The 12,164-nt window shown below is 64.2% G+C and carries 11 protein-coding genes; 5 read left to right on the top strand and 6 right to left on the bottom strand.

Annotated elements, in window-relative coordinates:
* Positions 1–2,579: hypothetical protein (locus OXF11_05360; GenBank protein ID MCY4486530.1), on the bottom strand; the 2,579-nt coding region annotated here is incomplete at its 3' end.
* Positions 2,580–2,876: 297 nt separating this feature from the next.
* Here OXF11_05360 and OXF11_05355 point away from each other — a divergent pair.
* From OXF11_05355 to OXF11_05340, 4 genes are all read left to right on the top strand, one after another.
* Positions 2,877–3,908 (top strand): amidohydrolase family protein, encoded by a 1,032-nt coding sequence (locus OXF11_05355; protein MCY4486529.1) that lies wholly within the window; start codon positions 2,877–2,879, stop codon positions 3,906–3,908.
* Between the two features lie 303 nt (positions 3,909–4,211).
* Positions 4,212–5,243 carry an amidohydrolase family protein gene (locus OXF11_05350; protein MCY4486528.1) on the top strand — a complete coding sequence of 344 codons (1,032 nt, stop codon included), beginning with the start codon at positions 4,212–4,214 and terminating at the stop codon, positions 5,241–5,243.
* 232 nt (positions 5,244–5,475) lie between these two features.
* Positions 5,476–6,498, top strand: a complete 1,023-nt coding sequence (locus OXF11_05345) for a hypothetical protein (GenBank protein MCY4486527.1) — start codon at positions 5,476–5,478, stop codon at positions 6,496–6,498.
* Entirely contained in the window at positions 6,498–7,412 is a 915-nt protein-coding gene (locus OXF11_05340; GenBank protein ID MCY4486526.1) for an antitoxin, read from the top strand. The genes OXF11_05345 and OXF11_05340 overlap by 1 nt, the downstream gene beginning before the upstream one ends.
* Before the next feature lie 83 nt (positions 7,413–7,495).
* Here the strand turns inward: OXF11_05340 and chrA are convergent, their stop codons facing one another.
* The 5 genes from chrA to OXF11_05315 form a co-directional block, all read right to left on the bottom strand.
* On the bottom strand, positions 7,496–8,815 hold the full coding sequence (gene chrA / locus OXF11_05335; GenBank protein MCY4486525.1) for a chromate efflux transporter: 1,320 nt from the start codon (positions 8,813–8,815) through the stop codon (positions 7,496–7,498).
* Between the two features lie 46 nt (positions 8,816–8,861).
* Positions 8,862–9,737, bottom strand: coding sequence for a glutathione-dependent disulfide-bond oxidoreductase (gene yghU, locus OXF11_05330; GenBank protein ID MCY4486524.1), 876 nt, complete (start codon positions 9,735–9,737; stop codon positions 8,862–8,864).
* An 11-nt stretch (positions 9,738–9,748) separates the two neighbouring features.
* On the bottom strand, positions 9,749–10,708 hold the full coding sequence (locus tag OXF11_05325) for an NAD(P)-dependent oxidoreductase (GenBank protein ID MCY4486523.1): 960 nt from the start codon (positions 10,706–10,708) through the stop codon (positions 9,749–9,751).
* A gap of 168 nt (positions 10,709–10,876) precedes the next feature.
* On the bottom strand, positions 10,877–11,092 hold the full coding sequence (locus OXF11_05320) for an aspartyl protease family protein (GenBank protein ID MCY4486522.1): 216 nt from the start codon (positions 11,090–11,092) through the stop codon (positions 10,877–10,879).
* Positions 11,093–11,198: 106 nt separating this feature from the next.
* Positions 11,199–11,468: a hypothetical protein gene (locus tag OXF11_05315; GenBank protein MCY4486521.1), complete on the bottom strand. Its 270-nt coding sequence runs from the start codon at positions 11,466–11,468 to the stop codon at positions 11,199–11,201.
* Between the two features lie 312 nt (positions 11,469–11,780).
* On the opposite strand from OXF11_05315, the gene OXF11_05310 reads away from it, so the two are divergent.
* A partial coding sequence (locus tag OXF11_05310) for a hypothetical protein (GenBank protein ID MCY4486520.1) occupies positions 11,781–12,164 on the top strand: 384 nt, incomplete at its 3' end.

Below are 12,164 nucleotides of genomic sequence, written 5' to 3'. Positions count from 1 at the left end.
GCCGCGATCACCCCTTCGTAGTTGCCGTCCTGCAGGGCCGTGACCGTTGTCGTCACCGTCGAGCCCCCGGTCCCCACCCCCGCCGGCAGCGTCAGCGTCGCGGCGCCGATCTCGTAGTCCTCGTCGAGCGTGGCCGTGCCCTCGGTCACCAGCGTGATGGTCTCGTCGATGGGGTAGGTGGACCCGCTGCCCGTGTGCACCGTCACCGTCGACGTGCCGCCGGCCTCGTCGATCGGCGTCGTGGCCACCGCGAGCAGCAGCACCGGCGCGGCGTCGTCGTCCCGAATGCGGATGGTCTGCGTCGCGCCGATGGCACCACCGTCGATGGAGGCGCCGACCTCGACGGTCTCGGGAACCTCGTTGGCCCCCCCGTCGTTGTTGTCGTCGATCTTGTCATCCACCCCCATCACCTTGGTGGTGACCATCTTGGGGTCGATGCCCGTTCCCGCCGGCAGCGTCAACGTCATGTCGCCGACGGTGTAGTCCGCGCCCACCGCGGCCGTGCCCACCACCGCCACGCCCGTGTACGTCAGCGTCACGACCTTGGCCGTCTCGTAGGTGGACCCCCCGACCGTGCTCACGGTGACCGTCGAGATCCCGCCGGCCTCGTTGATCTCCGGCGTCACCGAAACCGTCGGCGCCGGCGCGTCGTCGTCGTCCGTGATGCTGACGGTCTGCGTCCCGAAGGCCGGGGCACTCCCCACCTTGGCGCTGATCGTGAAGGTCTCCGGGACATCGTTGGCGTTGCCGTCGTCGTTCTCGTCGATGAGGTCGTCCACCACCGTCACCGTCGTCGTCACCGTCGTGGACTCCGTCCCGGTCCCGGCCGGCAGCGTCAGCGTCTTGGTGAGCGTGTAGTCCTCGTTCTCCGTGGCCTCGCCCGACACCTCCAGCGTGATGGTCCGGGCCGTTTCGAAAGTGGCGCCCGCGTCCGTGCTCACCGTCACGGTCAAGGCCCCCGCGGGCTCCGCGATCACCGGGCTGCTCAGAGCCAGCGCCGGCGCCGGCGCGGCATCATCGTCGGTGATGTGAACGGTCTGCACCTCCCCGATGCCGCTGCCGGCGATGCTCGCGCTGACCATGATCGTCTCGGGCTGGTCATTGGCGGAACCGTCGTCGTTCTCGTCGATCTTGTCGTCCACCGCCGTCACCGTCGTCGTCACCGTGGAGACCGCCGTACCCACCCCCGCCGGCAATTCCAGAGTCTTCGTGTCGATGGTGTAGTCCGGCCCGTCCAGGGCTTCGCCCGTTACCATCAGCGTCACCGTCCGCGCCGTCTCGTAGGTCGACCCCGTGCCCGTGCTCACCGTGATCGTCGAGGTCCCGCCCGCCTCCGCGATGGGCGTATTCAGCGAAACCGTCGGCGCCGGCGCGGCGTCGTCGTCGTTGATGGTCCCCGTGGCACTGCCGTCCTCGATCCTCACGTTCCCGCTCGCCGCGCTCAGGGTCACCGTGAACGTCTCCTGGTCGGTCTCGTCGATGTTGTCTCCCAGCACCGTCACCGCGAAGCTCGCCGTGGTGACGTTCGCCGCGAACGTCACCGTTCCAGTCGCCGCCGTGTAGTCGGCGCCCGCCGTCGCCGTCGCCCCCGTGCTCGCCGTGGCGTAGTCGACCGTGACCTGCTCGTTCACCGCCTCGCTCAGGGTCACCGTGAAGTTCATGGTCCCCGACGCGTCCGTTTCCGTCGCCGTCGCATCCGCGATGCTCAGCGTCGGCTTCGTCAGGGTCACCGTCCGGGTGCCGATGGTCTCCGTGCCGTGCATCGCCACCAGCACCAGCGTCTCGTCCGCCGGCGTCATGTCGGCCACCGCCGTGAGCCGCGCCGTCACCGTCGAGGCCATCGTCCCCATGCCCGCCGGCAGGGTCAGCGGCGGCGACGGTGAAATCGTGTAGTCCGCGGAATCCCCGGTGCTCCCCCCCGCCAGCGTGAACGTGATCTGTTCGTCCCCCTCGTACGTCGAGCCGCTCCCCGTGCCGATGGTCAACATCGACGTGCCCCCCCGCTCGGTGATGCTCGCCGGAGACACGATGAACTCGAGTTGGGGCGCCGGGTCGTCGTCAGTGATGGTCCCCGTGGCCGTGGCGTCCGAGATGGTCACCGTGCCGCTCGGCGCGGCTCCGCTAAGGGTCACCGTGAAGGTCTCGTCCTGTTCGTCTATGATGTCGGAAAGGACCGGAACCATGAAGGTGGCCTCGCTTTGGCCCATGGCAATCGTCACGGAGCCGCTGGAGGTCGTGAAGTCGGCGCCGACCGTGGCCGCGGTGGCACCCGCGGACGAGGACGTCGCGTAGTCCGCGGTCACGTCCACGGTCGCCGTCTCGGTCAGTGTCACTCTGAACGTGGCGTTGCCGGCCGACTCGCTCACGGTCACGTCCGCGACGCTCAGGCCCGGGGTCTGGGCCCGCGCGACACCGGCGAGACCCAGCACGGCCGCCGCCGTGAAAGCCGCCGTCAGCACCGCGGCCGCGCGGCGAAAGCCCGACAACCCTTTCGGAGCGGTCACGCCGCCGGCCCCGCGGAGAGCATGAACTTGAACCGCGTTCTCGAAAGACAACCATCGAACGGTGTCGCAACGCATCGACCTGCCTCCTTGTTCCCTCGGTCACTTGTCCGTTCCTCGCGGCCCCTTCTCTGAATGAGCCGGCAGGTGGTTTCCTAGTTTACCCATAAGTATATTATGGATGGCTTTTTCAAAAAATCATGACGTTTATACATAAGTCTCCGCAAAACACAAGAAAATTTCTCCTCGTCGCGTGCAACCAGAAACTACGCTGCTTCGCTCGGCACGCCCCCGTCGGGGCGTGGCCGAGCGTTGATTCGGGGACTGACTTTAAGCTACAGGGAACGGAGGGCGCCCAAGAAAGGGGACCGGACGATGCTCAGAATCGATGCGGACGCACACGTTCTCGAAACCGAGGAGACCTGGGAGTTCATGGACGGCGCCGACCGCAAGTTCCGGCCCGAGGTCGTCGGCTCCACCAACGGCTCCGGGTCCGGGGACGAGTACTGGCTGGTGGACGGAACCCTGCGGCTCAAGACCCGGAACGTGGGCAAGGACACGCCGCTGGAGTCCCGCGAGCTGCGGGACGTGGCGGTGCGGCTCAAGCATATGGATGAGCTCAAGGTGGACATCCAGGTCATCTTCCCCACCATCTTCATCATCCCGTTGACGCCGCGCCCCGAGATCGAGCTGGCGTTGTGCCGCAGCTACAACCGCTGGATGGGCGAGTGCTGGAAACAGTCCGACAACCGCCTGCGCTGGGTGGCGATGGTGCCGCTGCTCAACACCGACAAGGTCTACGAGGAAGCCCGTCTGGCCAAGGAGAACGGCGCGGTGGGCATCTACATGCGCGGCTCCGAGGGTGAGCGGCTCCTGAGCGACGCGCACTTCCATCCCGTGTACGACGCCGCCCAGAGGCTGGACATCCCCGTGTGCATCCACTCCTCCAACGGCAGCTCGGTGCTCTACGACTACTACAAGTACGAGACCGTGGGCTTCTCCAAGTTCAAGCTGGTGGTGGTGGGCGCGTTCCACACCATCATCATGGACAAGATCCCGGAGCGGTTCCCGAAGCTCAAGATGGCGTTCCTGGAAGTGGGCTCCCAGTGGCTGCCCTACGCGCTGAGCGATCTCTACAAGCGCTACACCATGACGGGCAAGGAATTCAGCAAGAAGGACGTGCTGGCGCAGAACCGCATCTGGATCGGCTGCGAGACCAACGACGACCTCCCCTACGTCATCGACACCGCCGGCGACGACCACCTCGTGGTCGGCACCGACTACGGCCACGCCGATAGCGCCACCGAACTGCTGGCCCTGGACGGCGTCGCCAGCGACCCGCGCCTGAGCCCGGAGGCGGTCGCCAAGATTACCGGGGGGAACGCACGGGCGCTGTATAGTCTGTGAGGCTCTCGGTCCCGGGACCGATGACGAAGTATTCGGCGGCTAGGCCCCGGATCGTCATTCCCGCGAAACAGGCTGTGTCAAAACGTCGTCCGGACAAGAATTGGCGCCAAACCCCCCGAGTCGTCATTCCCGCGAAAGCGGGAATCCAGGGGCGGTGGTGGGGCACTACAGCGGCGTTTCCCCGCCTCCCCACCCCTGGATTCCCGCTTTCGCGGGAATGACGATCCGGGGGTGTGACAATTCAACCAGTCTTCTGCGGCGCAGGCTCCTGGAAGAGTCCTATTGACAGTGGAGGAAACCGAAATGCTCAGAATCGATGCTGATGCACACGTTCTCGAAACCGAGGAGACCTGGGAGTTCATGGACGGCGCCGACCGCAAGTACCGGCCCGAAGTCGTCGGCTCCACCAACGGCTCCGGCTCCGGGGACGAGTACTGGCTGGTGGACGGCACCCTGCGGCTCAAGACCCGCAACGTGGGCAAGGACACGCCGCTGGAGTCCCGCGAGCTGCGGGACGTGGCGGTGCGGCTCAAGCATATGGATGAGCTCAAGGTGGACATCCAGGTCATCTTCCCCACCATCTTCATCATCCCGCTGACGCCCCGCCCCGAGATCGAGCTGGCGCTGTGCCGCAGCTACAACCGCTGGATGGGCGAGTGCTGGAAACAGTCCGACAACCGCCTGCGCTGGGTGGCCGTGGTGCCCCTCCTAAGCCCGGACCAAGTGTACGAGGAAGCCCGGCTGGCCAAGGAGAACGGCGCGGTAGGCATCTACATGCGCGGCTCCGAGGGTGAGCGGCTGCTGAACGATCCCTTCTTCTATCCAGTGTACGACGCCGCCGGCAGGCTGGACGTCCCGGTGTGCATCCACGCCTCCAACGGCAGCTCCGTGCTGTTCGACTACTACAAGTACGAGCCCGTGGCCTTCTCGAAGTTCAAGCTGGTGGTGGTGGGGGCGTTCCACACCATCGTCGCGGGCGGTATCCCCGAGCGGTTCCCACAACTCAAGATGGGGTTCCTGGAGGTCAGCGCGCAGTGGCTGCCCTACGCCCTGACCGACCTGCACAAACGCCCATACATAAAGGAGCAGGGGTTCAATCGGAACGAGCTGCTGGCAAGGAACCGGATCTGGGTCGGGTGCGAGACCACCGACGACCTTCCCTACGTCGTCGAAAACGCCGGCGAGGACCACCTGGTGGTGGGCACCGACTACGGCCACGCCGACAGCGCCACCGAGTTGCTGGCCATAGACGGCGTCGCCAACGACCCGCGCCTGAGCCCGGAGGTCAAAGCGAAGATCTGTGGGGAGAACGCGCGGGCGCTGTACAACCTGTGAGGGTTGAGGCAAGAAGGCCACGGCGTAACCCAGCCCGCTTCTAATTCATCGCAAAGCATATATTTACTGCACAGCAATTATACAAACTTCTTGCATTATTGCCAATATATTAGTAGATTTGCTGTACAGCGTATCTGCTAATACAATGCCAGTCCCTGCGCTAAAAGAACGACAACTGGTCGACCAGTTTCTGGAATCTCTTCGACAGGTACCCGGGGTGGATGTCCGGGTCGTGCAAGTCTTCCTGCAGCCACCTCGGTCGCCCGGCGCCTCGTCTACTCCGCAATATGACGTCAAGTGTAATCTTCGGGTAGCGGGCAAGCTCATCACCTTGTTGATCGAGGTTATGAAGGTTCTCTATCCTCGTGATGTTCACCAGAAACTATGGTTAATCAAGGATTTCGGTCGCCGGCAGGCAAATGTACCGCAAGGACGCGAAACGGTCCCCGTTTTGGTCGCCGAGTCGATATCCCCGGGAGCCAGGGAAATACTGAAAAGCGAGCGAGTAGGCTACTATGACGGCGGTGGCAGCCTATACGTTCCTGCCCAAGGCGTCCATCTCTATGTCGACAGGCCGCTCTCAAAGCCTTTGTCGAGATCCATAAGGTCCTTGTTCTCAGGACGGCGGGCGCGGGTGCTGCATGCGCTCCTTGTCCACGACGAATGGTACCAAGTTAAAGAACTCGCACACCGCGCGCGGGTCTCGCCCGCCACCGCCTTGCAGGTCCTGGCCGAGTTGGAGAGATATGAGTGGGTGGTCTCTCGTGGTCTGGGTCGGAACAAGGAGCGACATTTGGTCGAACCTGCCGCCTTATTGGACGCGTGGGTCAAACAGCATGCGGCGTTGCCGGCTCCCCTGATGAGGCGCTTCTTCGTGCCTTCGGTTCGAGCAGAGGGACTGTTCGAAAAGATAGCTCATGTCTTTGCGGCTCACGATGCCGACTACGCAATCACTCACGAAGCAGCGGCCCAACGTTATGCTCCGTTCCTGTCGGCCGTCTCACGAGTCCGCTGCCGACTCTTGGCCGGGCAAATCGCAGAACAAGCCCTCCGCGAGCTTGATGCCCGTGTTGTCAGCGAGGGAATGAACTTGGCGGTGATTGACGTCCAGTCGTTGGACGAATTGTTGTTTCGCAATCAACTGGACGGAGTTTGGCTGGCCAGTCCGGTCCAGGCTTATCTCGATTTGGCGCACGGCGAAGGGCGCACGAAGGAACTGGCGGACCACCTGCGCCGTGAGCGGATTGGTTTTTGATGGCGAAGCCTCCGACCATCACCGGGTACAGCACTGCGCAAACACTCGATTGTGAGCGTATCCTTATAACCCTGCTACGCGGACTAGGCCCATGGAAAGAAAGTATCTTTCTCGTCGGCGGACTGACGCCCCGCTACCTAGTACCGGCCAAGCCACCGGCCGTGGAGCCACATGCCGGCACGGTCGACGTCGACACCGTCATCGAGCTACAAATCCTGACCGACACCGACGGTTATCACACACTTGAGGAAAATCTGCGCAGGATGGGGTTTGAGCGGGCGACGAACGACAGCGGCCAGAAAGTCTCCTGGCGCTGGGAGAAGCGTACCGAACGGGGCGAGCCCGTGGTACTCGAACTGTTAGCGGACGCGCCCGAAATCGCTGGCGGCAAGGTCCGGCCACTGCCCACGGACGGCAGTATTTCGGCACTCAACATCCCGCACGCATCCATCGTATTTGACCTTCACGAAACCACCGCAGTTCAGGCCGAACTACTCGACGGCGCAGGGATCGCGACCGAGAAGATCAAACACGCCAACCTGGTAAGCTTCACTTGCTTGAAGGCTTTTGCCTACGACGACCGCTTCGAACGCAAGGACGCGCACGATCTGATTTACTGCATCGAGTGGGCGCCTGACGGTCCGGATCGAGTCGCGGAGATGTTCAACGAAGCCCTCACCGGCGAGCACCGCAAGATCATTCGGAACGCCTTGGAGGTCCTTCGCGATCGCTTCGCGGGGGACAAGCAAGTCGAGGGCTACCAAAAGGACGGGCCGGTCGCGGTCGCTCGTTTCGAACTAGGCGAGGGTAACGATCCTGATCAACGTGAGGACCGGCTGCGACGACAACGCGAGGCGAGCGACATAATCGAGCAACTCTTGGGCAGGATCGACAACCAAGCGATACGCTGCTGAAGGCCGGTCCTCGCTTACGTGGCGTCAGAACGCCCGAGCATTGTACAACCTTTGAGTAGTGAGGTGTCCCCCTGCCTGTTCCGTCATCCGGCGAGGTAGCCCATCGCCCCGAAACCGAGACCCATCAGCGCCGCGACACCCAGGGTTCTCATGAGAGACTGGTGTAGCCAGAGGAGCATGATCGCGCTGACGGCGCCGACCGCCAGGACGCGCCAGTCCAGGGAGTACAAGTCCGGCACCAGGAGCTTGAACGGGCCGCTTCGCCGGGACGACAGCTCGGCAAACAGGACGTGCAGGCTGAACCAGATGGACAGGTTGAGAATGACGCCCACCACCGCCGCCGTAATCGCCTCCAGGGCGCCATTCAGGCGCGGCTGGGCCGTGAGTTGCTCAATGTAGGGCGCGCCCGCGAATATCCACAGGAAACATGGCGCGAAGGTGACCCAGAGCGTGACCAACGCGCCGGCGATGCCCATGCTGAGCCCGCCCGCCCTGTACCCCGCGATGTAGCCGACGAACTCCGTGACAAGGATCAGCGGCCCCGGGGTGGTTTCCGCCAGCCCCAGGCCGTCCATCATCTCGCCGGCGGTCAACCAGCCGTGATGGGTCACGACGTCCTGTGCCAGATAGGCCAGCACCGCGTAGGCGCCGCCGAAGGTGACCACCGCCAGGCGGGAGAAGAAGTTGCCGAGCTGCACCAGGATGTCGTAGCCGCCCACCGCCACCAGCAGCAGCACCGGAGCCCACCACACAACCATCCACAACGCCACCGTCCGCGCCGTACCGGACAGCGGCGCGCCGCCCGGCCCGGACCCGGTCTGTCCGGTGCTCCGGCCGCCCAGCAGGAGAAATCCGGCCAGGGCGGCTACCAGGATAATGACGGGGAACGGGACCGACAGAAAGAAGATTCCCACGAACGCCAAGCCCGCGACGATCCAGTGCACGGCTGAATGCAGCGCTCTGTTCGCCACCCTCAGCAGGGCCTCGATGACGATGACCAGGACCGCGCCCTTGATCCCCAGGAACAGCGCGGCCACCAGCGGCAGGTCGCCCCCGACCGCGTAGAGCATCGCCAGCCCGAGCACCACCAGCGCGCCCGGCACCACGAACAAGAGGCCTGCCACCAACCCGCCGGGCACGCCGCGAAGCTGCCACCCCGAGTAGGTGGCGAGTTGCATGGCCTCGGGGCCGGGCAGCAGCATGCAGAAGCTCAGCGCGCCCAGGAATCTTGGCTCGTCGAGCCACCGTTCCTCCTCCACCAGGACACGGTGCATGAGCGCGATCTGCGCGGCCGGACCGCCAAAGGACAGTATCCCGATGCGCCAGAATACGGCGAACAAACGGCGCCAACTGACGGCCGAGTCCCGATGCACGTCGCCACCGGGCTCTACGACAACCGCCATCTTGTCCTTGCCTCGGTCCAGGGGCTTGCCCGGCGGACCCGGCGTGCTACTCGGCCGCCTCGATCTTGTCCTGCGTGCGCAACTCGAAGTCGGAGGCGTCGTGCCGCTCACGGAGCTGCTGGTCGAGCGGACCGCTGCTCTTGTTGACGATGCGCCCGCGTTTCACTGCGTCGCGCGCCGCGATTTCGTCGAACCAGCGCAGGACGTGGGTGTAGGTCTGGATGTCCAGGAACTCGGCGGCGCCGTAGAGGCTGCCGGTGGTGAGGATGCCGTACCAGGGCCAGATGGCCATGTCGGCGATGGTGTAGGTGTCGCCGGCCGCGTAGCGGTTCTCGGCGAGGCGCTTGTCGAGGACGTCGAGCTGGCGCTTCACCTCCATGGTGAAGCGGTCGATGGGGTACTCCATCTTGTAGGGGGCGTAGGCGTAGAAATGGCCGAAGCCGCCGCCGAGGTACGGCGCGGAACCCATCTGCCAGAACAGCCAGGACAGGCACTCGGCGCGCTCCGACGGGTCGTCCGGCACGAAGGCGCCGAACTTGTCGGCCAGGTAAAGGAGGATCGAGCCCGACTCGAACACCCGCGTGGGCGTGGGCATGGAGTAGTCCACCAACGCCGGGATCTTGGAGTTGGGATTGATGGCGACGAACCCGGAGCCGAACTGGTCGCCCTCGCGGATGTTGATGAGCCAGGCGTCGTACTCCGCGCCGGCGTGGCCGGCCGCCAGCAACTCCTCCAGCATGATCGTCACCTTCACGCCGTTGGGCGTTCCCAGCGAGTAGAGCTGGAAGGCGTGCTTGCCTCGCGGCAGCTCCTTCTCATGGGTGGCGCCGGCGACGGGCCGGTTGACGTTCGCGAACCGGCCGCCGTTCTCGCGTTCCCATTTCCAGACCTTCGGGGGTACGTAGTCGTTTGAATCCGTCATGGGCGTCGTCCTCAGTTTCCCTTCCCCTTGAGCCGCCGGTACCACCCCACGAAGTCCGAAACTGCCGCCGGGATGTCGTACTCGGCGTCGAAGCCCAGCTCCGTCTGAGCCCGGGTGATGTCCAGGAAGACCGACGATGTCTGTGACGTGGCCACGCTCTCGTCGATGCTGAGCTTGGCGCCGGGGACCGTCTGCTTGAAGATGTCGATGAGTTCCTGGTTGTCGTAGGGCTTGCCCACGCCGAGGTTGAAGACGCGGCTCTTGACGCCCTCGGTCTGGAGGGCCAGCACCACGCCCCGGGCCGCGTCCTTGGAATAGAGCCATTCCATGACGCCGGGCGGGATGGTGTGCTCGACGCCGTCCACCGACTTCTCCACCAGCGTGCGGAACATGGCGCTGGGGCGGCCGCCGCCGCCGGGGATCCAGGGGCCGCAGACGTTGGGGAAGCGCACGGCGCGGAAATCGACGCCGTGGGAGCGCGCGTAGTTGTAGCCCAGGTTCTCGCCCGCCCACTTGGTGGCGGAGTAGAAGGAGTTGGGCCGTGGCAGCGCCTCTTCCTTGCTGCGGTCGCCGTTGTCCTCGCCCCCGGCCACGCCCCGGGCCACCGCCGCGGTGCTGATCATGACCACCCGCTCCGCGCCGTGGAGGCGCGCCGCCTCCAACACGTTGGCGGTACCCATGATGTTGACCTGGATGGCGCCGTACGGGTTCTCCTGGGCGCCCGTGCCGAGGTTGGGATAGGCGGCGGTGTGGACGATGCGCGTGACCCCGTGCTCCTGGATGACCTTGCCGAGGTCGAAAGGATTCAACAGGTCGCCGCGGAACAGGGCCACGCTGCCCACGTCGACAACGTCCGCCAGCGCGGTAAGGTTGGGTGCGATGTCGAACAGCACCGGCTTCTCGCCCTGCTGCACGAGGATGCGCGCGATCTGGGAGCCCACCAGCCCCGCGCCCGTGATCATGGTCGTCATGGGTTGCCTCCGATGATGGATTTCGCGGCCGGGGGTGCTCCGGCCGCATTGCTGGACTCCTCATAGCACACTGGCGTCGTGGTTGCATGGGAGGAGGACACTCGAGACGCAGCGACGCAAAGGAGTCGGGTCGGAGAGCGAAAGGGGCGATGTAGCAGGAGCGCCTAACTAATGGCTCAGGATGAACTCATGCTTCTTGGTCATTCGGAAGTCGCATAGACGAAGATCGACGAACAACAGGATGTCGGCGACGTAGACGTTTGCATCTTCGGTTCCATGCACCGAACTGATGGGGGTCTTCCCCATGACTCGCAGGCCGGCTTTCCGGGCAATCTCCGCCGTAACGCAAGTCCTGGTGGCGCCAGTGTCCACCAGCGCGTTCACGCCCACCGCATCCTGGTGCAGGGGGCTTGGCCGTGGCTTTGCGGAAGGGTGGGGTTTGGCTATCCCAAAAGTGATGACGGGTCCGATTCGCGGATCGAAACTCTTCCTAATGGACGGCATGCGAGAACCACCCGAGATCAATCGCCGTATCCGTCACCTCTTGGACGGAATACAGATCATCATCAAAGTTGCTCTGGGCATATGCGGCCGCCTCTGTTGCCGTCCCGAAGAAGTCTATGATCTGCTCGTCGCGTAGGAGGGCGAACTGACCTTGGTGAGTCGCCAGAAGTGTCGGGAGTTGCTTGCGGAATGCCGCGTAGTTCTTGTCTACGACATTCTGAATGATCTCCCGGGTCGGCTTCGCTGTTCTAGCCATGGGCTACCTCCTTCAAGCGCGGCAAAGCCTGGTCACAGCGGTACCGTCTAACTCAACCATTTCCATGTCTTCTGAAAAGTCAGACGCCGTCGGTAGCAGTCTAGAATGGTTAGGGGAGATTGTCCACGCGGGAGCCCCGAACACACCCCCTCCCGCGGCAACTGGAACCCCGGGGCTGGTCCGGGTTGACGGGACCCGAAGTGGAATCGGAAGTAGGCGGAGCCGATCCTGCTGGCTCCGCCCAAGCGGTGGACAAATCAGCCCAAAAAAGCATAAGAAGTAGCTGAACAAAAAGAACAGGAGGATCGAAACTTGAGCGTAAGCATGCCTACGACCACCAACCCCGAGTTGGACCCTGCCACCGAGATCATCGTATCCGCGGACTCCCACATCATGGAGCCCACGGACCTGTGGGTGAAGAATCTTCCGGAGAGCTTCAAGGGCCGCTATCCCGAGTTCCCGCCGCGGAACGCCATCGGCGAGAAGCCCGGCGGCCACGATCCCAGGGCGCGGGTCGAGGAGATGGCGGTGGACGGAGTGTCCGCCGAGGTGCTGTACCCGACCCTGGGCCTCCGCCTGTTCGCCCTGGAGGACGCGGAGCTTCAGGAAGCCTGCTTCGAGCTCGCCAACGACTGGCTCATCGACTACTGCAAGGTGCACCCCCACAAGCTCGTGGGCGTGCCGTCGATCTCGCTT

The sequence above is a fragment of the Deltaproteobacteria bacterium genome (genome assembly GCA_026712905.1).
Lineage (GTDB): Bacteria > Desulfobacterota > Binatia > UBA9968 > JAJDTQ01 > JAJDTQ01.
This window is presented reverse-complemented; position numbering and strand designations above follow the sequence as displayed.

What these genes read in the sequence shown, in the direction of transcription:
- OXF11_05355 (MCY4486529.1), top strand. Translation starts at nt 2,877, where the DNA reads ATGCTCAGAATCGATGCGGACGCACACGTTCTCGAAACCGAGGAGACC.
- OXF11_05350 (MCY4486528.1), top strand. Translation starts at nt 4,212, where the DNA reads ATGCTCAGAATCGATGCTGATGCACACGTTCTCGAAACCGAGGAGACC.
- OXF11_05340 (MCY4486526.1), top strand. Translation starts at nt 6,498, where the DNA reads ATGGCGAAGCCTCCGACCATCACCGGGTACAGCACTGCGCAAACACTC.
- chrA (MCY4486525.1), bottom strand. Translation starts at nt 8,815, where the DNA reads ATGGCGGTTGTCGTAGAGCCCGGTGGCGACGTGCATCGGGACTCGGCC.
- yghU (MCY4486524.1), bottom strand. Translation starts at nt 9,737, where the DNA reads ATGACGGATTCAAACGACTACGTACCCCCGAAGGTCTGGAAATGGGAA.
- OXF11_05325 (MCY4486523.1), bottom strand. Translation starts at nt 10,708, where the DNA reads ATGACGACCATGATCACGGGCGCGGGGCTGGTGGGCTCCCAGATCGCG.
- OXF11_05315 (MCY4486521.1), bottom strand. Translation starts at nt 11,468, where the DNA reads ATGGCTAGAACAGCGAAGCCGACCCGGGAGATCATTCAGAATGTCGTA.